The organism is Kitasatospora sp. cg17-2 (assembly GCF_054031055.1).
Map to the genome: position 1 here is coordinate 7,662,703 of NZ_CM132923.1, position 21,575 is coordinate 7,684,277.

A 21,575-nucleotide genomic window follows, 5' to 3' on the forward strand; every position below is an offset into this window, starting at 1 on the left:
GCTGCGTCAGTGATACCTGAGGCGGCGCCGGAGGCGTCCGACCGACCGTCAGTTGTCGTCGAGCAGCCGGTTGATCCGGATGTCGTTGATCTTGCGCAGTTCGCCCCGGACGATCTCCGCCTCGGTGGCGGGGTCGTTGGGCCGGCGCTCGCGCAGGGCGTCGAGCATGGTGGCCGCGGTGCGGCCGGTCGCGCAGATCAGGAACACATGGCCGAACTTGGCCTCGTAGGCGGCGTTGGCCCGGCGCAGTTCGTCGAGCAGGGCCTCGTCGGCGCCGTGGACGCCGGCCTGCTCGCGCTCGGAGACGGCGTCGCCCGGCTTGGGCGCGCCGATCCGGGCGTGGCCGGCCATCGCTTCGTGCAGGTCGGAGGCGGAGAGCCCGGCCATCGCCTTGGCGTTGGCCTCGAGCAGGGCCCGGCGGTCCTTCCACGGACGGGCCGCCGCGACGGCGTCGGCCCAGGCGGGGCTGGTGCAGACGTCCAGCAGGATCTCCCTGAGCTCGGCGGCGTCGGCCGCCGCCAGGGCGTCAAGGGCGTGGGGGTGGTTGGTCACGGGTGGACCTCCTGGAGAGTGGTGCCACCCGCACAAGCTAGATCGGTGGGATCAGGCCGTCAACACTTTGTTGAACGGTTGGTGGTTACGTTTCGCGACGGCCCTGGTCGCGGGGTGTTTCGTGTGTGATGAGACAAGTGCGCCCCGCCGGGGCCCGGGTCAGACTGGCCGGGCCGGCGGGGCGCACCCCTGCGGAAGGGGTCAGTTCGGCTTCGCGCCGTCCTGGCGGTTGAGGTAGTTGTACACGGTGAAGCGGCTGACGCCGAGCGCCGTGGCGACGGTCTCGACGCCGTGGCGGACGGTGAAGGCGCCGCGCTCCTCCAGCAGTGCGACCACGCGCTGCTTCTCCCAGCGGTCCAGCTCGGTCAGCGGCCGGCCGTCGAACTGGCGGGTCATCTCGGCCAGTAGGCGGTCCAGCGCGCTGCTGAGGTGCGGCAGCCGGACGGCCAGCGCCCGTTCGCCCTCCCACTCCAGGACGACGTCCTCGGCCTTCGCCTCGTCCAGCGGGACGGGCGTCGCGCCGACCGCGTCCAGCAGCGGCTTGATCGCCGCGGCGAGCGGGTGCTCGGTCTGCTCGGTCACGGCGTACCGCCCTCCCCCGCGGCACTTCCGCCCTCGGCCTCGGTGTCCGCGAGGACGCTGACCTGGACCGAGATCCGGGTCGCGCCGGCGTCCAGGCTCTCCCGGAGCAGCTTGGTCACGGCGGCCAGGATCTGCTCCGCCTCGCCCTCGGCGCCGGTGCCGAACGGGCCCACCGCGACGTCGAGGCCCGCCTCGTCGACCACCTTGCGGGCCGCCGCGGCGTGCGGCGGGAACGTGTCCAGTTCGAACGGTTCTGTCGTGAACTCCACCATCAATCGCACCCGGCCACTCTAGCGAGCGCGCGTACGGCGGTGGGCCGGTCGCGGGGGACCGGCCCGCGGGCGGAGCGCTTCAACAATTTGTTGCAGATGCCTTGACAGTCGCTCGATGCCCCGGACATGCTTCCACCAGACAGAATCCCTCTTCCGGATCGTGGAAGTTGCGGATGTCGGAAGAGAGAGTACGAGGTGATGGACATGGCCGCCGGAACGAGCGCCGCCGCCCGGCACAGCTTCACGGTCAACCTGTCGATCCTGTTCGGCGAGCTCCCGCTGCTGGAGCGCCCGGCCGCGGCCGCCGCCGCCGGCTTCACCGCCGCCGAGCTGTGGTGGCCGTTCGGCGAGGAGCACGACCCGTCCGAGGCCGAACTCGACGCGCTGCGCAAGGCCTTCACCGACGCCGGCGTCCGCCTCACCGGTCTCAACTTCCTCGACGACCTGACCCTGGGCGCCCGCGGCACCGTCTCGCTGCCCTCGGAGCGCGAGCGCTTCCGGGCCAACGTGCCGGTCACCGCCGCGCTCGCCGCCGCGCTCGGCACCCCGGCGCTGAACGCCCTCTACGGCAACCGCGTCGAGGGCGTCGACCCGGCCGAGCAGGACGCGCTCGCCCTGGAGAACCTCGTGCTCGCCGCCCGGGCCGCCCACGGCATCGGCGCGATCCTGCTGGTCGAGGCGCTGAACCGGCCGGAGTCCCCGGACTACCCGCTGGTCTCCGCGGCCGCCGCGGTCGAGGTGGTGGACAAGGTCAACGCCGCCACCGGCCTGGGCAACGCCAAGTTCCTCTGCGACCTCTACCACCTGGCCCGCAACGGCGAGGACCTCGCCGCGGTCATCGACACCTACGCCGACCGGATCGGCCACGTGCAGATCGCCGACACCCCCGCCCGCAACGAGCCGGGCACCGGCGGGCTCGACTTCGAGGACCTCTTCGCCCGTCTCACCGCGGCCGGCTACACCGGCCGGATCGGCCTGGAGTACCGGCCGTCCACCGGCGTCAGCGCCGACAGCTTCGAGTGGCTCGCGCGGGAGCACCGCGCGGCGGCGCTCTGATCCCCTTCCCTCCCTCCGCACCCCGCACGCACGCAACAGAAGGAACGACGCGATGAGCCGCAAGATCGCCTTCATCGGCCTCGGCATCATGGGCAGCCCGATGGCGGCCAACCTGGTCCGGGCCGGCCACCACGTCACCGGCTACAACCTCACCCAGCCGCAGATCGACGCCCTGGTCGCGGTCGGCGGCCACGGCGCCACCAGCATCGCCGACGCGGTGAAGGACGCCGAGGTCGTGATCACCATGGTCCCGGCCGACCCGCACGTCGAGCAGGTCGTGCTGGGCGAGGGCGGCGTCCTCGAGCACGCCCGCCCGGGCACCCTCCTCATCGACATGTCGAGCATCACCCCGCAGACCTCGATCAAGGTCGGGGCCGCCGCGAAGGAGAAGGGCGTCCGGGCCCTGGACGCCCCGGTCTCCGGCGGTGAGGCGGGCGCGGTCGAGGCCGTGCTGTCGATCATGGTCGGTGGCGCCGCCGAGGACTTCGCCGAGGCCGAGCCGCTGTTCGCCTCGCTCGGCACCACCGTGGTCCACGTCGGCCCGGCCGGCGCCGGCCAGACCGTCAAGGCCGCCAACCAGCTGATCGTCGCGGTCAACATCCAGGTGCTGGCCGAGGCCGTGGTCTTCCTGGAGAACGCGGGCGTGGACCTCGCCGCCGCGCTGGACGTGCTCGGCGGCGGCCTGGCCGGCTCGACGGTGCTGAACCGCAAGAAGGCCAACATGCTGGACCGCGAGTTCGCCCCCGGCTTCCGGATCGACCTGCACCACAAGGACATGGGCATCGTCACCGACGCCGCCCGGGCCGTCGGCGCGGCGCTGCCGGTCGGCGCGGTCGTCGCCCAGCTGGTCGCCTCCGCCCGCGCCAACGGCGACGGCTCCCTCGACCACTCGGCGCTGCTGCGCGGCGTCGAGCGGCTCTCCGGCCGCGAGGTGAAGTAGCCCCTCGGGCCCGGCCGGTCCCACCGGTCGCGGGGCGAAGCAGCCCCGCGACCCCACAGCTCCTCCCGGTGGCGTGACCCTGTCCGGTCGTGCCCGCGCCACCGGGAGGCCGACCGGCGGCCGACGGCCGACGGCGTTCGTCGGCCGCCGGCCGACTCCAGACCCGATCGGCGGGCGGGCCGGGGCTCATCCGCCCGCCCGTCGATCGACCAGGCTGCGACGCGCCCACCCTCACGGGGCACTTCGGTCGTGCACCCGGCGCGTCGCACCGGCTCCCTCCCTCACCGAGGGGAGCCCCTCGTACGTCGGAAGCGGGCGAGGGGAACGGCGGGGAGGGAGCCGCTCCCGGGCCGCCCGGGCCCATGCTTGACGAACCATTGCCAGACCAGCCCGGAAGTGAGGCCCACGCCATGCCCGCCACCCCCCACCAGGGCCATGTGGTCGTAGCTCCCGACAAGTTCAAGGGCACCCTCGAAGGCGCCGAGGCCGCCGCCCGGATCGCCGCCGGCATCCGCCGGGCCGCGCCCGGCACCGAGGTGCGCGAACTGCCCGTCGCCGACGGCGGCGAGGGCACCCTGGCCGCCGCCCTCGCGGCCGGTTTCACCAGGGTCGCCGCCAAGGTGGCCGGTCCCACCGGCCTGCCGGTGGACGCCGCGCTCGCCGTCCGGGGCACCACCGCCGTGGTCGAGCTGGCGCAGGCCTCCGGCCTGGCCCGGCTCCCCGGCGGGCGGACCGCCCCGCTCGCGGCCGGCTCCTACGGCGTCGGCCAGCTGATCGCCAGGGCCGTCGCCCAGGGGGCCCGCCGGATCGTCCTCGGCCTCGGCGGCAGCGCCGGGACCGACGGCGGGGCGGGCATGCTCCAGGCCCTCGGGGTCTCGCTGCTGGACGCCGACGGCGTCGAACTCCCGCCCGGCGGAGCCTCGCTGCGCCGACTGGCCCGGATCGACCTCGGCACCTCGGCCCGCCTGATGGAGGGCGTCGAGGTGGTCGTCGCCTGCGACGTGGACAACCCGCTGCTCGGCCCGCGCGGGGCCGCCGCCGTCTACGGCCCGCAGAAGGGCGCGGACGGTGAGGACCTGCTGGTCCTGGAGGAAGGTCTGACCCGGTTCGCCGACGTGGTCGCCGCCGCCGTCGGCCGGGACGTCCGGGAGGCCCCCGGCGCCGGGGCCGCGGGCGGGGTCGGCTTCGCCGCCCTGGCCGTGCTCGGCGCCACCATGCGACCCGGCATCGAGCTGCTGCTCGACCTGCTGGGTTTCGACGGGGCGGTGCGTGGGGCACGCCTCGTCGTCACCGGCGAGGGCTGCCTGGACGCACAGACGCTCCACGGCAAGGCCCCCGCCGGCGTCGCCGCGGCGGCTGCCCGGGCGGGGGTTCGGGTGGCCGCCGTCGCGGGACGGGTGGAGCTGTCCGAACGCGAGTGGCGCTCCGCCGGCTTCGTCGCCGCCTACGCCCTCGCCGAGTTGGGCGAGACCCCGGGCGAGGGCATGACCAGGGCCGGGGAGCTGGCCGAGGTCGCGGGGGAGCGGCTCGCCGCCGACCTCCTGCGCCGCTGACCCGTCCGGTTCCGGCCTCCGGGCCCTGCCCGCTCCGGCTCCCGTCCGCCGCGCCCCTCGTAGTTTCCTCCATTGACGTTTTGTTGAAGGCGGGCCTAGGCTCCGGGCCATCCTTCGGCGCACCCCTCGTACCAGCCATCCCCTCATCAGGCTTCGGAGGTTCCCCATGCCCATCAGCGAGACCGAGGTGATCCGCTCCCGCCGGGTGGTCCTGCCGGACGGCGAGCGTCCCGCGGACGTGCTGGTCCGGGCCGGGCGGATCGAGCGGATCGCCCCCCACGGCACCCTCCCGGCCGACGGCCACCGGGTGACCGACCTCGGCGGCACCGCCCTGCTCCCCGGCCTGGTCGACACCCACGTGCACGTCAACGAGCCCGGCCGCACCGAGTGGGAGGGCTTCGCCACCGCCACCCGGGCCGCCGCCGCCGGCGGCGTCACCACGATCGTCGACATGCCGCTCAACTCGGTGCCCCCCACCACCACCCTCGCCGGGCTCGAAGCCAAGCGGAAGACCGCCGAGGGCCAGGCCTGGGTCGACCTCGGCTTCTGGGGCGGCGCCGTCCCCGACAACCTCGCCGACCTCGAACCCCTGCACCGGGCGGGCGTGTTCGGCTTCAAGTCCTTCCTGGCACCCAGCGGCGTCGACGAGTTCCCGCACCTCGAGGCGGCCGGACTGGAGGCCGCGCTGGCCGAGCAGGCCCGGCTCGGGGCGCTCGCCATCATCCACGCCGAGGACCCGGCCGTCCTGGCCGCCGCGCCGCAGCAACCCGGCGTCCACTACCGGGACTTCCTCGCCTCCCGCCCCGCCGACGCGGAGACCGCCGCCGCCGCCCGACTGCTGGACGCGGCCCGCCGCACCGGCGCCCGGGTGCACGTCCTGCACGTGTCCTCGGCCGCCGTGCTGCCGCTGCTGCGCCGGGCCAGGGCGGACGGCGTCCGGGTCACCGCCGAGACCTGCCCGCACTACCTGACCCTCGCCGCCGAGCGAATACCGGACGGTGGCACCGCCTTCAAGTGCTGCCCGCCGATCCGCGACGAGGCCAACCGCGACGCGCTCTGGGAGGCCCTGGCGGCAGGGGAGTTCATCGCCGTCGTGTCCGACCACTCGCCCTCCACCCCGGACCTCAAGCTGCTGCCCGAGCACGGCGGCAGCGGCGACTTCGCGGCCGCCTGGGGCGGCATAGCCTCCCTCCAGCTCGGCCTGCCGGCGGTCTGGACCGAGGCCCGGCGGCGCGGCCGCACCCTGGCCGAGGTGGTCGGCTGGATGTCGGCCGGCCCGGCCCGGCTGGTCGGCCTCGACGGGCGCAAGGGCGCCATCGCGGTCGGCCACGACGCCGACCTGGTGGCCTTCGACCCCGACGCCGACTTCGCCGTCCACGCCGCCGAGCTGCACCACCGCAACCCCGTCACCCCGTACGCGGGCCGGACGCTCACCGGCGCCGTGCGCACGACCTGGCTGCGCGGCCGGGTCGTCGACCCGGGCGGCGAACCGTTCGGCGTCCGGCTCACCCGCCCCAGCAACCCGTCCGAGGAGATCCAGTGACCACGGTCCCCGCCCAGAGCGCTCCCGCCACCGCCGGTACTCCCGGCGGGGCCCCGGCCGCCGCCCCGGCCCGCGCGCCGTTCACCGAGCTGGTGAACCTCGCCTCCCGCGCCCTCGGCGCCGGCGTCGTCGCCACCAACGAGGACACCTTCGCGGACGCCGAGAACCTGCTGGTCGCCGCGCCCGCCGAGTTCCGCCCGCACACCTTCGGCCACAAGGGCCAGATCATGGACGGCTGGGAGTCCCGCCGCCGCCGCGGCGCGAGCGCCGGGCAGCCGCACCCCACCGACGAGGACCACGACTGGGCGGTGGTCCGGCTCGGCGCGGCCGGGGTGGTCCGCGGACTGGTCGTCGACACCGCGCACTTCACCGGCAACTACCCGGAGAGCGCCTCCGTCGAGGCCGCCTCGGTACCCGGCCACCCCTCGCCGGCCGAGCTCGCCGACGCCGAGTGGACGGAGATCCTGCCGCGCACCCCGCTGCGGGGCGACACCGCCCACGCGTTCCCGGTCGACTCCGCGGCCCGGTACACCCACGTCCGGCTCAACATCTTCCCGGACGGCGGGGTGGCCCGGCTCCGCGTCCACGGCGAGGTGCTGCCCGACCCGCGCGAACTGGACGGCCTCACCTTCGACCTGGCGGCCCAGGAGCACGGCGGTGTCGCCGAGGCCGCCTCCGACCGCTTCTACTCCTCCCCGCACAACCTGAACGCTCCCGGTCGCGCCTCCGTCATGGGCGAGGGCTGGGAGACCCGGCGTCGGCGCGACAAGGCCAACGACTGGGTGCGGATCGCCCTGGCCGGGGGCGGTGAGGCCCTGGCGGTCGAGGTGGACACCACCCACTTCGTCGCCAATGCCCCCGGCTGGGCCGACCTCGCCGGTTACGACGCCTCCGCCGGCGGGGACCCGGCGACCGACGCGGACGGCTGGTTCCCGCTGCTGCCGCGCACCCGCCTGCAGCCCGACACCCGGCACCGGCTGCGGCCGGCCCCCGGCCGCCCGGTGACCCATGTGCGGATCGACGTCCACCCGGACGGCGGCCTCGCCCGCCTCCGGATCACCGGCCGCCTCACCGAGGCCGGCCGGGCCGCCCTCGCCCTGCGCTGGTTCGACGCCGTCCCGGCCGCCGAGGCCGAGGGCGCGCTCACCGAGGCCGGACTGACCGCCGCCGAGGCCGCCGAGCTCACCGCCGCCCGTCCGCTGGGCGGGCCGGTCGCGGCCCGGGCCGCCGTCGCCGGGCTCAGCCCGTCCGACGGCCCCGACGGCGAGCACTCCTCCCGCCGCCGCTCGGCCGCCTGGCGACTGCTCGGCATCTGAGCGGTCGACCGCCCGAGCATTCGCGCATCCGAGCATCCGGTCCGGCGGCGCCGCGCCGTACTCGACGCAGCATCACATCTCTCCGCACGCAAGACCCTTATCGACACCGAAGGACCCGTCATGTCCAAGATCCTGACCACGGAGTCCGGCGCCCCGGTCGCCGACAACCAGAACTCGGCCTCGGCCGGCGAGTACGGCCCGCTGCTGATCCAGGACCAGCACCTGCTGGAGAAGCTGGCCCGGTTCAACCGCGAGCGCATTCCGGAGCGCGTCGTGCACGCCCGGGGCTCCGCCGCGTACGGCTACTTCGAGGTCACCGACGAGGTGTCGCAGTACACCCGCGCCGCGTTCCTCGGCGAGGTCGGCAGGCGCACCGAGCTGTTCCTGCGCTTCTCCACCGTCGCGGGCAACCTGGGCTCCAACGACGCCGTCCGCGACCCGCGCGGCTTCGCGGTCAAGTTCTACACCGAGGAGGGGAACTACGACCTCGTCGGCAACAACACCCCGGTCTTCTTCATCAAGGACCCGCTGAAGTTCCCGGACTTCATCCACTCGCAGAAGCGCGACCCGTTCACCGGGGTCCAGGAGGCCGACAACGTCTGGGACTTCTGGGCGCACTCGCCGGCCTCGACGCACCAGATCACCTGGCTGTTCGGCGACCGGGGCATCCCCGCCTCGTACCGGCACATGAACGGCTACGGCTCGCACACCTACCAGTGGGTCAACGAGCAGGGCGAGGCGTTCTGGGTCAAGTACCACTTCAAGACCAACCAGGGCATCCGCTCGCTGGACGCCGGGCAGGCCGCCGAGGTGGTCGGCGGCGACGCCGACAGCCACCAGCGCGACCTCCACCAGGCCATCGAGCGCGGGGTGTTCCCGACCTGGACGCTCTACGTGCAGCTGATGCCGGTCGCCGAGGCGGCGGACTACCGCTTCAACCCCTTCGACCTCACCAAGGTGTGGCCGCACGCCGACTACCCGCTGGTCAAGGTCGGCCGGCTGGTGCTCAACCGCAACCCGGAGAACGTCTTCGCCGAGGTCGAGCAGTCCGCGTTCTCCCCGAACAACTTCGTGCCCGGCATCGGCCCGTCCCCGGACAAGATGCTCCAGGGCCGGCTGTTCGCCTACGCGGACGCCCAGCGTTACCGCCTCGGCGTCAACCACACCCAGCTGCCGGTCAACGCGCCCCGGGCCACCGAGGCCGCCAACTACGGCCGCGACGGCCTCAGCGCGCTCAACCCGGCCGGCCGGGGCCGGAACTACGAGCCCAACTCCTACGACGGTCCGGCGCAGACCGACGCGGCGCTCGCCGCCCCGACCGCGCTGAGCGGCTGGACCGGCACCTGCACCACCCCGGCGCACACCAAGGACGACGACTTCTTCCAGGCCGGGGAGCTCTACCGGCTGATGTCGGAGGGCGAGCGGGGCCGGCTGATCGCCAACCTGGCGGGCTCGCTGGCCCAGGTCACCCGGGACGACATCGTGGAGAAGAACCTCGCCCACTTCCACGCGGCCGACGAGGAGTACGGCACCCGGCTGGAGGCCGCGGTGGCGAAGCTGCGGGCCGTCGACGAGTCCTGACCCCTGGTCCTCGCCCCCCGTTCCAGGGCGGCCGGCCCCGCACGCCGGCCGCCCCTCCCGACCGGGCCGTTCCCCCGAGGCAGTGGGGGAGCGGCCCGGCGGCGTCCCCCGGTCCGGCACCCCGGCCGGAGCGCGCGGGAGTGAGCGGGTGTCCGGTGGGGCATATGCCAGTCAAGCGATTCACCGTGTCCGCCCGAATATTCCACGAGGGGGAGTTGGTGGAGGCGGGCGGTGGATAGGGTGGACCCTACCCGCGGGTCACCTGGCGGGTGGACATCGGAAGGGGACGACATGTCGACACCAGCCCCGGGCCGTCACGCCGTACCGGAGCAGGGAGCGCCCGGTCCGTTCACCTCGCTGCGACACGCCCTCAGACTGCTGGAGGCGGTCGACCGGCACCCCGGTGGCGCCACCCTGGTGACCCTCGCCCGGGAGACCTCGCTCGGTCTCCCGACGGTCCGCCGGCTCGCCGAGATCCTGGAGGTCGAGGGCTATCTCGACTGCCAGGACGGCGGTTGGGTGATCGGCGGCACCTTCGCGCTGCTCGGCCAGCACAACCGCGAGCAGCTGGTGCGCGCCCGGATGGACCGCAAACTCGACGAGCTGCGCGAGGAGTTGGGCGCGGCGGTGTACTTCAGCCGGTACCACGACGGGGAGTTGTCGGTGGTGGCGGTCTCGGCCTCCGACCTGGCGCCGGCGGTGCAGGAGTGGGTGGACTTCCGGGCCACCGCGCACGCCAGCGCGATCGGCAAGTGCCTGCTCGGCCAGCTCGACCACGACGGCCGGCGGGACCACCTGTCCCGCCACCCGGTCGCCCGGCTGACCTCCAGGACGGTCACCGACGCCGACCAGCTGATGCACCGTCTGGAGCGGCAGCCCGCCACCGTGCCGGTGCTGGACATCCAGGAGTACGCCGTCGGCACGGTCTGCGCGGCCGTCCCGGTGACCGCCGGCAGCACGGTCGGCTGCCTGGCCACCTCGATGCCGGTCGGCGACGCGCACCGGCTGAAGGCGGCCGCCGAACTGCTGGCCGCCCGCGCCGCGCCGCTGATGCTCGCGATGGCGGTCTGACCCGCCGCACGCCCACGGGACCCCGCTCCGGCGGGGTCCTCGCGTTTCCGGGCCTCCCGGTGGTCCGGGTTTCCCCGGGCCGGGTTTCCTCGGTCCGGGTTTCCTCGGTCCGTGTTTCCCGGTGGTCCGCGCGGTGCACATCACTTATTAGACTCGATGTCGATAAGGCGTGCCGAACCCCTTGTGGCGCGGGCTACCCGCGAGTACGTTTTGCCGGGTCGAGCCGCCACCCGCAGGTCAGGAGGGCCCTCCCATGCCCAGCCCCACCCCCGTCCCCGCCCTCGCCGCGCCCGCCGCCCGGGTGCACGAGAGCCTCGTCCTGGAGCCCCGCGACGTCCGCTTCGACTGGGCCGGGCTGCCGCTGCACTGGATCCCCGACGAGCCGATGGCCACCCACGTCATCAACGTGCTGCACCTGCTGCTCCCCGAGGGCGAGCGCTGGTTCGTCAAGGTCTTCAAGGACGCCCTCCCGCTGGTCCGCGACGAGCAGCTCCGCGAGGAGGTCCTCGGATTCATCGGCCAGGAGGCCATCCACGCCGAGGCGCACCAGGAGGTCCTGGACCACCTGCTCGGCCAGGGCCTCGACCCGCGCCCCTACGTTCGGCAGGTCTCCTGGCTGTTCCAGCGCGTCCTCGGCGACAAGCCCGGCCTGAGCCCCGCCCGGCAGCGCGAGAACCTCATCGAACGGGTCGCCTTCGTCGCCGCGATCGAGCACTTCACCGCCTTCCTCGGCAACTGGGCGCTCAACTCCCCGGGCCTGGACCGCGCCCAGGCCGACCCGACGATGCTCGACCTGCTGCGCTGGCACGGCGCCGAGGAGGTCGAGCACCGCAGCGTCGCCTTCGACCTGATGGTCCACCTCGACCCCGGCTACGCCCGCCGGATCCGCGGCATGCTCGTCTCCGGCCCGCTCCTGGTCCACCTCTGGGTGCGCGGCGCCCGCTTCCTGCTGGCGGCCGACCCGACCCTCGACGGGCGGCTCAGGCCCACCTGGCGCGAGACCGGCCGGATCGCCAAGCGGGGCCTGCTGCCCGACCCGGTCCGGTCGATCCGCTCCGGACTGCGCTACCTGCGGCCCGGCTACCACCCCACCCAGGAGGGCTCCTCCAGCCAGGCCCTCGGCTACCTCGCGACCTCCCCGGCCGCCCGCGCCGCCGCCGGGCGGTGACCCCGGGGGCGCCGCCCGCCCCTTCGCCGCCCGCCCAGCCCGATACCCCCGCCGCCCGCGCCCCGCCGCCGGCCGCCACCGGAACCGAGGACCCCGCCGGATGGACCTGAGCACCCCGCCCCCCGACCTCTACGGCCGCCCCCGCGCCGACACCTTCTTCCGCTTCCTCACCGCCTTCGGCGACCGCTACAGCCCCGCCCTCGGCAGCCCGCTGCTGCGCCGCAACCCGCGCCGCCCCTACAGCCGCCCGACCGAGGCCCTGCAACTGGTCGTCACCGCCCGCCGTCGGGTAGCCGCCGACGTCGTCGAGCTCACCCTCGCCGACCCCTCCGGCGGCCCGCTCCCCGGCTGGCAGCCCGGCGCCCACCTGCGCCTCACCCTCCCCTCCGGCCGCGAGCGCCACTACTCGCTCTGCGGCGACCCGGCCGACGGCGCCGAGTACGCCGACCGGACCGACCGGACCGACCGCGCCGACCGGACCGACCCGGCCGAGGGGGCCCGCTACCGGATCGCCGTCCGCCGCCTGCCCGACGGCGGCGGCGGCTCCGCCGAGATCCACGACACCCTCCACCCCGGCACCCGGCTCACCGCCCGCCGCCCGCGCAACGGCTTCGCCTTCTGCGCCGAACCGGCCGTCCTGTTCCTGGCCGGCGGCATCGGCATCACCCCCCTGCTCCCGATGGTCCGGGAGGCCCGGCGCAACGGCCTGGACTGGCACCTCGTCCACACCGGCCGCAGCGCCGACACCCTCCCGTTCGCCGCCGAACTGCGCGTCCTCGACCCGGCCCGGGTCCACCTGCGCACCGACGACGAGCACGGCGGCCCGCCCACCGGCGCCGAACTCCTCGCGCACGCCCCGCGCGGAGCCGCCGTCTACTGCTGCGGCCCGGCCCCGATGCTCACCGCCGTCCAACGGGCCCTGGACGCCTCGCCCGCCGCCTCCCTGCACTTCGAGCGCTTCGGCGCGGCCCCGGTCACCGACGGCGAGCCGTTCACCGTCCGCCTCGGCGCCGACGGCCCCGAACTGCCCGTCCCCGCCGACCGCTCCGCCCTGGACGTGCTCCGCGAGGCCCGCCCCGACCTCCCGTACTCCTGCAAGCAGGGCTTCTGCGGCACCTGCGAGGTCCGGCTGCTGGCCGGCACCCCCGACCACCGCGACCGCCGCCTCACCCCCGAACGGCGCGCCGACGGCGCCCTGCTGCCCTGCGTCTCCCGCGCCGCCGCGGGCGAGACCCTCGTGCTCGACGTCTAGCCACCAGCGCAAGAAGGAGCCCCCGCCGTGCCGCGCACCCCCGCCTTCCCGTACACCGAGCGCGACCTCGCCCGCTTCCGGGAGACCCAGCAGCTCGCCTACGACTGCGCCGAGCAGGTCGCCGCCTGGATCGAACCCGGCGTCACCGAGCGCCAGGCGACCGCCCAGCTGCGCCGCCGCCTGGTCGCCGCCGGTGTGCAGGACTTCTTCCACGTCCCGTTCGCCTGGTTCGGGGACCGGACGGCGTTCCGCCACTTCCGCACCCCGCTGCAGTTCTTCGCCGGCAACCGCCGCCTCCAGGAGGGCATGCCGTACGTGCTGGACTGCGCGCCCGTCGTGGACGGCTACACCGCCGACATCGGCTACGGCGGCAAGGTCGGCGAGAACCGGGTCTGGGACCGCCTCGCCGCCGACCTCCGGGTCTACCGCGAGCTGATCCTCGCCGAGGTCCGGGCCCGCAAGCCGCTCGCCGAGGTGTACGCGGCCGTCGACGCCCAGATCGAGGCGCACGGCTACGACAACCGCCACCGCGTCTACCCGGGCCGGGTGATCGGGCACCAGGTCACCCGGACCACGGCCCGCGGCCCGGCCGGGGTGAACGTCCTCGGCTTCGGCGTGCGGACCCTCCAGACGCTCGGCCGCGAGCTCGTCAGCGAGCGCCTGCAGGGCCGTTCCCCGCTCTGGGCGGACGGCCGCTCCTCCCGGCACGCGCCCACCCCGGGCCTGTGGGCGGTGGAGCCGCACATCGGCTTCCGCGAGGTCGGCATCAAGTTCGAGGAACTGCTGGTGGTGACCGAGGACGACGCCTACTGGCTCGACGACGACCTCCCGCACGTCCGCCGCTGGGCCGACGCCGCCACCGCCACCGCCACAGCCCCCGAGGGAGCCGCCCGATGAGCACCAGCGCCGACCGCGCCACCCGCCCCCGCACCGTCCGGTCCGGCGGCCTCCCGCTCGCGGTCTTCGAACAGGGCGACCCGTCCGCACCCACCGTGCTGCTGGTCCACGGCTACCCCGACACCCACGCGGTCTGGGACGATGTCGCCGCCGACCTCGCCCGCGACCACCACGTGGTCCGCTACGACGTGCGCGGCTCCGGCGCCTCCGGCGTCCCCGCCGACCGCGCCGGCTACCGCCTGGAGCAGCTCGCCGCCGACCTGTTCGCCGTCGCCGACGCCGTCAGCCCCGACCGCCCGGTGCACGTCGTCGCCCACGACTGGGGCTCGCTGCAGTCCTGGGAGGCCGTCACCTCCCCCGGCGCCGAACACCGCCTCGCCTCCTACACCACGATGTCCGGGCCCTGCCTCGACCACATGGGTTTCTGGCTGCGCGAGCGCCTGCGCCGCCCCACCCCGCGCCACCTGCGGCAACTCCTCTCCCAGGGCGCCCACTCCTGGTACATCACCGCCTTCCACCTGCCCTTCCTCGCCCCCGGCGTCTGGCGGCTCGGCCTGGCCCGCGCCTGGCCCCGGGTGCTGCGCGACCTGGAGGGCGTCACCCCGCGCGCCGACCACCCGCAGCCCACCCTGCGGCGCGACGCGGTCCGCGGCATCGAGCTCTACCGCGCCAACATGCGGCCCGCCCTGCGCCGTCCGCGCGAGCGCCCCACCGAGGTGCCGGTCCAGCTGATCACCCTCACCGAGGACCACTACGTCGGCACCTACCTCTCCGAGGGCCTGGAGCGCTGGGCGCCCAGGCTGACCCGCCGGACCCTGCGCGCCACCCACTGGTCCGCACTGCTGGAGAAGGGAACCACCGTGGCCGGACTGGTCCGTGAGCACGTCGCCCGCACCGGGGCCGGGGCGGACGCCGCACCGTCCGGGACCCCCGACGACGGCCGGCTCGTCGTCGTCACCGGCGGCGGCAGCGGCATCGGCCGGGCCACCGCGATCGCCTTCGCCGCGGAGGGCGCCCGGGTGGTGGTCTGCGACCTCGACCTCGACGCGGCCCGCCGCACCGCCGAACTCGCCGCCCTGATCGGCCCCCCGGCCCACGCCTACCGGGTCGACGTCAGCGACGGCGCCGCCGTCGACGCCTTCGCCGAACAGGTCGCCGCGGAGCACGGCGTGCCCGACGTGCTCGTCAACAACGCCGGCATCGGCCACTCCGGCACCTTCCTGGAGACCACCGAGAAGGAGTGGCAGCGGGTCCTGGACGTCAACCTCTGGGGCGTCATCCACGGCTGCCGGGCCTTCGGCACCCTGATGGCCGACCGGGGCGAGGGCGGCCACATCGTCAACCTCTCCTCCGCCGCCGCGTACCTGCCCTCGAAGGCCCTCACCGCCTACGCCACCAGCAAGGCCGCGGTCTTCATGCTCTCCGACTGCCTGCGCGCCGAACTCGCCGGCCACGGCATCGGCGTCTCCACCATCTGCCCGGGCCTCGTCAACACCAACATCACCCGCACCTCCACCTTCTCCGCCACCACGGCCGACGAACAGGCCGCCAAGCAGGCCCGCGCCGCCCGCCTCTACGCCCGCCGCGGCTTCCCGCCGGAGAAGGTCGCCACCGCCATCCTCGCCGCCGTCCGCACCGGCCGCCCCGTCGTCCCCGTCACCCCCGAGGCCAAGGCCGCCCGCCTCCTCAGCCGCCTCGCCCCCGGCCTCCTCCGCCTCGCCGCCCGCCTGAACGTCACCTGAGCGGCCCCCCCGGAACCCGGGGCGCACGGTGCCACCGCGCGCCCCGGGCCATGGAGTCGATCACCGGTCGAAGGGCAGGATCCGGAAAGACTTGTGAGTGGTCAGGGGTCTGATCGCCCGGAAGTCGCGCTGATCGAGTGTGAGGATCGCGTCCGTGCGGAAATCCGCAGCCAGCGCCACGTTGACAGCGTCCGCGAGGTCGAGGCGAAGGTCGAGATGCCGGGCCCGGACGGCCTGAGCGGCGTCCAAGGTGTCGGCAGTGATCTCGGGCAGCACCGCCCGCCCGGATCGCACTCGGCGTCGCACGTCGTCGATCGCGACCATGGACGCGGTGGGTCCGAGGAGCTTTCGGGCCATATGGTCGAGTTCGCTCAGGAGGACGGGGGAGATCACCAGCATCCCCGCAGCGTCCAGCACCTCGCGTGCCGCCGGTCCGATCGGGTGTTTGCGGTCGAGCGCCGCGAGAAGGCCCGAGGTGTCCGCCACCACCACGATCATGCGGCGCCCTGCTCGGTCGACGTGCGCGCGGCGTTCTTCGTGCGCTCGTAAGCAGCCGCTTTCTCCGCCCAGATGTCCTCTTCGGTGGCGTCCCCGATCGGCTCGTAGGTCGCGCTGAAGAACGGCTCGTTCCAGACCCGCCGGGCCATTGCCGCGAGGTGGATCCCTTCTCTGATGATCTCCGCTTCCGCTATTCCCTCCCGGGCCGCCGCCTCCTTGATCACGGCGAGGTCCTCGGCTTCCACGTAGACAGTCGTGCGCTTCAGAGTCATATGCGTATGGTACCGCTGCCATACGTCCATCCCGTGGCTTCGTCGAGAATCCCGACAGGAGGTGTCGGGATTCCCGGGGAGTATCGGACGCGACGGGTGGAGACACCGCGGCACGTGAGGAAGGGCGAGACATGACGGAGCAGCAGCCGCTCAAGGGCAGGGTCGCACTGGTGGCGGGAGCCACCCGGGGGGCCGGGCGGGGGATCGCGGTGGCGTTGGGCGCCGCCGGGGCGACGGTGTACGGGACGGGGCGCAGCGCCGAGGGCCACCGGGGGGAGTACGGGCGGCCGGAGACCCTGGAGGAGACGGCGGAGCTGGTGACGGCCGCCGGCGGGCAGGGCATCGCGGTGCGCGCCGACCACCTGGTCCCGGCCGAGGTGGCGGCGGTGGCCGCCCGGATCGAGGCCGAGCAGGGCGGGCTCGACCTCCTGGTCAACGACATCTGGGGCGGCGAGGAGCTGTTCGGCTGGAACGTCCCGGTCTGGGAGCACGACCTCGACAAGGGCCTGCGCCTGCTGCGGCTCGCCGTCGAGACGCACGCGGTCACCAGTCACCACCTGCTGCCCCTGCTGCTGCGCCGCCCCGGCGGGCTGGTGGTCGAGATGACCGACGGCACCACCGAGTACAACGCGACCCGCTACCGGAACTCCTTCTTCTACGACATCGCCAAGGCCGCCGTGCTGCGGATGGCCTTCGCGCTGGGCCACGAGCTGGGCCCGCGCGGGGCGACGGCGGTGGCGCTCACCCCGGGCTGGATGCGTTCGGAGATGATGCTGGAGCACTTCGGGGTCACCGAGGCGACGTGGCGGGAGGCGACGGCGGCCGAGCCGCAGTTCGGCATCTCGGAGTCCCCGGCGTACGTGGGCCGCGCGGTGGTCGCGCTGGCCGCCGACGCCGATCGGGCGCGGTTCAACGGCACCTCGCTGTCCAGCGGCGGCCTGGCGCTGGAGTACGGCTTCACCGACCTGGACGGGAGCCGCCCGGACGCCTGGCGCTACCTGGTGGACATCGAGGGCACGGACGACCCGGTGGACCCGGCCGGCTACCGCTGAGACCGGTCGGCGGGCGGTACGCCGTACAGGGCGGCGGCCCGGGCCGCCGCCTCCGCGAACCGCTGCCGCAGGGCCGGGGGCTCCAGCACCTCGGCCTCCGACCCGAGCCGCAGCACCTCCTCGTAGCCGACGTCCAGCGACTCGACGGGCAGCCGGACGGTCACCCGCCCCTGCCCGTCGGGCTCCCCGGCGCTCGCCAGGGCCTCCCGGGCGGCGAGCGGTTCGAGCAGCCGCGGCAGCAGGGCCAGGCCGGGCGGGCCCAGCCGCAGGGTGACCGTCTCCCGGAGCAGCGAGCGGGCGAACCCGGCGGCCCGGGCCTCCCAGAACGCGGCCAGGTCGAACTCCTCGTCGGTCCGGTCGGGCACGAAGGAGTGCTCGGAGGGTGCGGCGGCCACCAGCCGGTCCACCCGGTACACCCGGTGGGTGCTGTCCTGCTCGTCCGGCCGGGCGACCAGGTACCAGGTGCCCGCCTTCAGCACCAGCCCGGACGGCCGCAGCACCCGCTCGACCGGGTCCGCCTCCGGCCGCCGCCGGTAGCGGGCCCGCAGCACCCGCCCGCCCCACACCGCCCGCGCGACCTCGGCCAGCAGCGGCGGCACCGGCGCGTCGCGGAACCAGCCGGGTGCGTCCAGGTGGAACCGCCGCGCCCCGGCGGCCGGCGCCCCGCCCAGCTCGCCGGTCACCTTCAGCCGGGCCGCGAGCGCCGGATCGGCGAGGCCCATGTCCTGGAGCGGCCCGGGCAGCCCGGCCAGCAGCAGGACTTCGGCCTCGGCCCGGTCCAGCCCGGTCAGCCGGGTCCGGTAGCCGTCGAGCAGCCGGTAGCCGCCGGCCCGCCCCCGGTCGGAGTACACCGGGACCCCGGCCTCGGCCAGCGCCAGGACGTCGCGCTGCACGGTGCGCTCGGAGACCTCCAGCTCGGCGGCGAGTTCGGCGCCGGTCATGCTGCGGCGGGCCTGGAGCAGCAGGAGCAGGGAGATCGCGCGGGCCGTCCGCATCCGTCGCCGTCCTTCCGTTCGGGCCGGGGCGTGCGCCCGGCGGGTTCTGCACCGATCATGGGTGGCGAGGGGGGAGCCTGCGGCCCGCGTGCCGACAACGGACCCGAGGAGACCCCGATGGCCACCGGCATCGTGCAGTCCTACCAGGCCGACCACGGTTACGGCCTGATCACCCCCGACGACGACGGCCCGGCGCTGTACGTGTACTACGACTCGATCGTGCCGGCGGCCGGTGGCGACCGGACGCTGGTCGAGGGGCAGCGGGTGGAGTTCGACCCGACCGAGCAGGAGGGCCGCCGGGTGGCCGAGCGGGTGCGCCGCCCGGAGTGACACCCGGGATGACGCCCGGGGTGACCCCGGTGTGACGCCCGGAGCGGCCCCCTCCACCGCCCCGGCCGCATATTTGCTTGCGGCCGGGCCGCCAGGCCCCCGTACGATCGTGGGCCATGGAGATGACGACCGCCCTGTGGTCCTTCGCCCTCGTCGTGGGCCTGCTGACGCTCACCCCGGGCCTGGACACCGCCTTGATCCTCCGCACCTCGGCGCTCGGCCACCGACGGCAGGCCTGGGGCGTGGTGCTCGGCATCCAGACCGGCACCCTGCTCTGGGGCGCGCTCACCTCGGCCGGTGTGACGGCGCTGCTCACCGCCTCGCAGCTGGGCTACGAGATCCTCCGCTGGGCCGGGGCCGCGTACCTGGTGTGGATGGGCGTCGGGATGCTCCGCTCCCGCGCCCACCCCGAGCCCGAGGAAGCCGTCGCGGCGGACATCCCCGCGGACACCCCCGCGGACGGTCCGGCCGACGGCCTCGCCGCGGGCTGGCGGCGCGGCCTGCTGACCAACCTGCTCAACCCCAAGGTGGGTGTCTTCTACGTGGCGGTGCTGCCGCAGTTCATCCCGGCCGGCGCACCGCACTTCGCCGCCGGCGTCGCGCTGACCTGCGTGCACGTGGTCGAGGGCCTGCTCTGGTCGACGGTGCTGGTGGGCTTCGCCCAGGTGCTGCGCGGCTGGCTGCGCCGCCCGTCCGCGCGCCGGGCGATGGACCGGGTGACGGGCCTGGCCGTGGTCGGCTTCGGCGTGAAGCTGGCGGTCTCGGACTGAGTCCGACCGGTCGGGCGGGCTCAGCGGGCCACGCGGCCGAGGCCCTCGCGGAGGTCGTCCGGGGTCATGCAGATGTGCATGTCGATGTCGGCGTTGAACTCCAGCCAGAACGGTTCGCAGATCGCGACCACCGCGGCCTCGTCGGCGACGTCGACCACCACGATCTGGCAGCGCCGGCCGTTGCGCGGGAAGGCGTAGGCCGCCTCGGGCTTCAGGTCGGCCATGATCTGGTTGAACCTCGCCATGATGGCGCCGTCCGCGACGGCCCGGTTGGCCGTCTGGGTGTCGAGTTCGATCTCCAGCAGGGCGCGCATGGCGGTGCCCCTTCCCGGGCGCGGGCGAGGGCCCGGACGAGTCCTCGGTTCCAGCCTGCTCCGCTCCCGCGGGGCCCGCAATTCACCCGGTCGGCGGTACCGGGTGGGCGCCGGGGCGGCCGGGGGGCTGCACTGGGAGGCGGCCGGGCGGTGAGCGGACGCCGCCCCGGAGCGCGGCGGCGCAGGACTCGCGGGCAGCGCAGGACAGGAGTCTCCCGATGGCGGTCATCGTGGTGTTCGACCTTCCCGGGGTGAGCCGGGAGCAGTACGAGGAGTCGGTCGACCGGTTGACCGGCGGCTCCGGGTTGAACCGGCCCGAGGACTGGCCGGTGCGCGGGCTGCTGACGCACGCGGCCGGCCCGCTGCCGGACGGCGCCGGCTGGCACGTGACCGATGTCTGGGAGTCCCGGGAGGCCTACGAGCACTTCGCGGCGGTGCTGCTGCCGATCCTCCGCGAGCTGGGGATGGCGGGCGGCCCGCCGCTGATCTGCGAGGCCCACAACGTGGTGCGTTGACCGGCCCGGGCGAGCGGACCTAAGCGGCGTGCGGCTTGCGGACCCGGCGGGCCGCCGTCGTCTCCCGGGTGTCCTCGGCCGCCGCCGGGTCCTGTGCCAGGTCCTGCGCCAGGTCGTGGTGGATCGGCCCGCTCCCGGCGCTCAGCGGCAGGCAGCTGCCGCCGCGCCGGTGGGCGACGATCTCGGCGGCGACGGAGACGGCCGTCTCCTCGGGGGTACGGGCGCCCAGGTCGAGGCCGATGGGGGAGCGCAGCCGCCCGATCTCGGCCTCGGTCAGTCCGGCGGCGCGCAGTCCGGCCTCGCGCTCGCGGTGGGTGCGGCGCGAGCCCATCGCGCCGACGTAGCCGACCGGCAGCCGCAGCGCGCGCTCCAGCAGCGGGAGGTCGAACTTGGCGTCGTGGGTGAGCACGCAGAGCACGGTCCGGCCGTCCAGCCGGTCCAGCTGGGTGTCCAGGTAGCGGTGCGGCCAGTCGACGACCACCCGGTCGGCCTCGGGGAAGCGCCGTTCGGTGGCGAAGACGGGCCGGGCGTCGCAGACGGTGACGTCGTAGCCGAGGAACTTGCCGATCCGCACCACCGCGGCGGCGAAGTCGATCGCGCCGAACACCAGCATCCGCGGCGCGGGCACGTACGACTCCACGAAGAGGGTGACGGTGCCCTGCCCGTGCTCGTCGCAGGGGCGGCCGTCCAGGCCGAGGACGATCCGGCCGGTGCGGCCGGCGTCGAGCATGGCCCGGGCCTCCGCGACGACCGACCGCTCCAGCGGGGCGGCCACGGAGGGCGCGGGGGAGAGCAGGCCGTGGTGGGTGTCGGCGGTGACGGCGACGGTGGCGCCGAGCAGTCCGGCCGGTCCGGCGACGACCCGGGCGAGTGCCACCGGGGTGCCGTCGGCGATCAGCGCGATACCGGCGTCGAGGGCCGGGTCGGCCCCGGGGCGTACCGGCTGGACGAAGACGTCCAGGATCCCGCCGCAGGTCAGGCCGACGGCGAAGGCGTCCTCGTCGCTGTAGCCGAAGCGTTCGAGCACCGGCTCGCCGGACTCGATCGCGGCCCGGCACAGCTCGTAGACGGCGCTCTCGACGCAGCCGCCGGAGACGCTGCCGATCGCCTCGCCGTCCGCGTCGACGGCGAGCGCGGCGCCCGGGTCGCGCGGGGCGCTGCCGGTGACCCCGACGACGGTGGCCACGGCGAAGGAGCGGCCGGACGTGTGCCAGGCCAGCAGCTGCTCGGCGATGTCCTGCATGACGGAAGCTCCTTCGCGCTTTCGAGGGTAGTCAATCGGGGGCGGACGGGCCGGACGAGGA

Annotated in this window: 22 protein-coding genes and 1 pseudogene; 15 read left to right on the forward strand and 8 right to left on the reverse strand. The window is 74.8% G+C overall.

What is annotated here, in order from left to right; translation table 11 throughout:
* Positions 1–48: 48 nt before the first annotated feature.
* The 3 genes from uraD to ACW14Y_RS32275 all read right to left on the reverse strand — a co-directional run bounded on the left by uraD (position 49) and on the right by ACW14Y_RS32275 (position 1,406).
* Positions 49–552: a 2-oxo-4-hydroxy-4-carboxy-5-ureidoimidazoline decarboxylase gene (gene uraD, locus ACW14Y_RS32265; RefSeq protein WP_380312595.1), complete on the reverse strand. Its 504-nt coding sequence runs from the start codon at positions 550–552 to the stop codon at positions 49–51.
* A gap of 201 nt (positions 553–753) precedes the next feature.
* Positions 754–1,134: a helix-turn-helix domain-containing protein gene (locus ACW14Y_RS32270; protein ID WP_030392032.1), complete on the reverse strand. Its 381-nt coding sequence runs from the start codon at positions 1,132–1,134 to the stop codon at positions 754–756.
* The gene (locus ACW14Y_RS32275; RefSeq protein WP_380308941.1) at positions 1,131–1,406 is read right to left on the reverse strand and encodes a thiamine-binding protein; all 276 of its coding nucleotides are present in this window, start codon (positions 1,404–1,406) and stop codon (positions 1,131–1,133) included. Before ACW14Y_RS32275 ends, ACW14Y_RS32270 begins: the two co-directional genes overlap by 4 nt.
* A gap of 204 nt (positions 1,407–1,610) precedes the next feature.
* Here ACW14Y_RS32275 and ACW14Y_RS32280 point away from each other — a divergent pair, with 204 nt between their 5' ends.
* The 11 genes and pseudogenes from ACW14Y_RS32280 to ACW14Y_RS32330 all read left to right on the forward strand — a co-directional run bounded on the left by ACW14Y_RS32280 (position 1,611) and on the right by ACW14Y_RS32330 (position 15,525).
* Entirely contained in the window at positions 1,611–2,462 is an 852-nt protein-coding gene (locus ACW14Y_RS32280; RefSeq protein WP_456984418.1) for a TIM barrel protein, read from the forward strand.
* A gap of 52 nt (positions 2,463–2,514) precedes the next feature.
* Entirely contained in the window at positions 2,515–3,402 is an 888-nt protein-coding gene (locus ACW14Y_RS32285; protein WP_380308916.1) for a 2-hydroxy-3-oxopropionate reductase, read from the forward strand.
* 410 nt (positions 3,403–3,812) lie between these two features.
* Positions 3,813–4,955 (forward strand): glycerate kinase, encoded by a 1,143-nt coding sequence (locus tag ACW14Y_RS32290; RefSeq protein WP_380392320.1) that lies wholly within the window; start codon positions 3,813–3,815, stop codon positions 4,953–4,955.
* Between the two features lie 166 nt (positions 4,956–5,121).
* Positions 5,122–6,498: an allantoinase AllB gene (gene allB, locus ACW14Y_RS32295; RefSeq protein ID WP_456984420.1), complete on the forward strand. Its 1,377-nt coding sequence runs from the start codon at positions 5,122–5,124 to the stop codon at positions 6,496–6,498.
* Positions 6,495–7,601, forward strand: a pseudogene (gene alc, locus ACW14Y_RS32300) (allantoicase); the annotation flags it as partial. The gene allB and the pseudogene alc, both read left to right, overlap by 4 nt.
* A gap of 333 nt (positions 7,602–7,934) precedes the next feature.
* Positions 7,935–9,395, forward strand: a complete 1,461-nt coding sequence (locus tag ACW14Y_RS32305; protein WP_456984421.1) for a catalase — start codon at positions 7,935–7,937, stop codon at positions 9,393–9,395.
* 291 nt (positions 9,396–9,686) lie between these two features.
* On the forward strand, positions 9,687–10,466 hold the full coding sequence (locus ACW14Y_RS32310; RefSeq protein WP_266273481.1) for an IclR family transcriptional regulator: 780 nt from the start codon (positions 9,687–9,689) through the stop codon (positions 10,464–10,466).
* Positions 10,467–10,719: 253 nt separating this feature from the next.
* Positions 10,720–11,634 carry a metal-dependent hydrolase gene (locus ACW14Y_RS32315; protein WP_380307508.1) on the forward strand — a complete coding sequence of 305 codons (915 nt, stop codon included), beginning with the start codon at positions 10,720–10,722 and terminating at the stop codon, positions 11,632–11,634.
* A 100-nt stretch (positions 11,635–11,734) separates the two neighbouring features.
* Positions 11,735–12,886 (forward strand): PDR/VanB family oxidoreductase, encoded by a 1,152-nt coding sequence (locus ACW14Y_RS32320; RefSeq protein ID WP_456984423.1) that lies wholly within the window; start codon positions 11,735–11,737, stop codon positions 12,884–12,886.
* A 27-nt stretch (positions 12,887–12,913) separates the two neighbouring features.
* The gene (locus tag ACW14Y_RS32325) at positions 12,914–13,783 is read left to right on the forward strand and encodes a M24 family metallopeptidase (RefSeq protein WP_456984425.1); all 870 of its coding nucleotides are present in this window, start codon (positions 12,914–12,916) and stop codon (positions 13,781–13,783) included.
* A complete protein-coding gene (locus tag ACW14Y_RS32330) occupies positions 13,780–15,525 on the forward strand; it encodes an SDR family oxidoreductase (protein ID WP_380436965.1) in 1,746 nt (581 codons plus the stop codon). Before ACW14Y_RS32325 ends, ACW14Y_RS32330 begins: the two co-directional genes overlap by 4 nt.
* Positions 15,526–15,585: 60 nt before the next feature.
* Here ACW14Y_RS32330 and ACW14Y_RS32335 read toward each other — a convergent pair whose 3' ends face one another.
* Together ACW14Y_RS32335 and ACW14Y_RS32340 are read right to left on the reverse strand one after the other, a co-directional pair.
* Positions 15,586–16,023 carry a PIN domain-containing protein gene (locus ACW14Y_RS32335; protein WP_375928629.1) on the reverse strand — a complete coding sequence of 146 codons (438 nt, stop codon included), beginning with the start codon at positions 16,021–16,023 and terminating at the stop codon, positions 15,586–15,588.
* Positions 16,020–16,295, reverse strand: a complete 276-nt coding sequence (locus ACW14Y_RS32340; RefSeq protein WP_380307500.1) for a ribbon-helix-helix domain-containing protein — start codon at positions 16,293–16,295, stop codon at positions 16,020–16,022. The genes ACW14Y_RS32335 and ACW14Y_RS32340 overlap by 4 nt, the downstream gene beginning before the upstream one ends.
* Before the next feature lie 131 nt (positions 16,296–16,426).
* Between ACW14Y_RS32340 and ACW14Y_RS32345 the strand changes: the two genes are divergently transcribed.
* A complete protein-coding gene (locus ACW14Y_RS32345; protein WP_456984427.1) occupies positions 16,427–17,347 on the forward strand; it encodes an SDR family oxidoreductase in 921 nt (306 codons plus the stop codon).
* Here ACW14Y_RS32345 and ACW14Y_RS32350 read toward each other — a convergent pair.
* Positions 17,338–18,342, reverse strand: coding sequence for a helix-turn-helix transcriptional regulator (locus ACW14Y_RS32350; protein ID WP_456984429.1), 1,005 nt, complete (start codon positions 18,340–18,342; stop codon positions 17,338–17,340). The two genes, ACW14Y_RS32345 and ACW14Y_RS32350, sit on opposite strands and share 10 nt — an antisense overlap.
* A gap of 117 nt (positions 18,343–18,459) precedes the next feature.
* On the opposite strand from ACW14Y_RS32350, the gene ACW14Y_RS32355 reads away from it, so the two are divergent.
* Together ACW14Y_RS32355 and ACW14Y_RS32360 are read left to right on the forward strand one after the other, a co-directional pair.
* Positions 18,460–18,672, forward strand: coding sequence for a cold-shock protein (locus tag ACW14Y_RS32355; protein ID WP_380392328.1), 213 nt, complete (start codon positions 18,460–18,462; stop codon positions 18,670–18,672).
* 116 nt (positions 18,673–18,788) lie between these two features.
* Positions 18,789–19,442: a LysE family translocator gene (locus ACW14Y_RS32360; protein ID WP_380307492.1), complete on the forward strand. Its 654-nt coding sequence runs from the start codon at positions 18,789–18,791 to the stop codon at positions 19,440–19,442.
* Between the two features lie 20 nt (positions 19,443–19,462).
* On the opposite strand, the gene ACW14Y_RS32365 is transcribed toward ACW14Y_RS32360, so the two are convergent.
* Positions 19,463–19,756, reverse strand: coding sequence for a hypothetical protein (locus ACW14Y_RS32365; RefSeq protein ID WP_380392333.1), 294 nt, complete (start codon positions 19,754–19,756; stop codon positions 19,463–19,465).
* A 218-nt stretch (positions 19,757–19,974) separates the two neighbouring features.
* Here ACW14Y_RS32365 and ACW14Y_RS32370 point away from each other — a divergent pair, with 218 nt between their 5' ends.
* Entirely contained in the window at positions 19,975–20,271 is a 297-nt protein-coding gene (locus ACW14Y_RS32370; protein ID WP_266273469.1) for a hypothetical protein, read from the forward strand.
* A 19-nt stretch (positions 20,272–20,290) separates the two neighbouring features.
* Here the strand turns inward: ACW14Y_RS32370 and ACW14Y_RS32375 are convergent, their stop codons facing one another.
* Entirely contained in the window at positions 20,291–21,514 is a 1,224-nt protein-coding gene (locus tag ACW14Y_RS32375) for an XdhC family protein (RefSeq protein WP_456984432.1), read from the reverse strand.
* Positions 21,515–21,575: the final 61 nt, after the last annotated feature.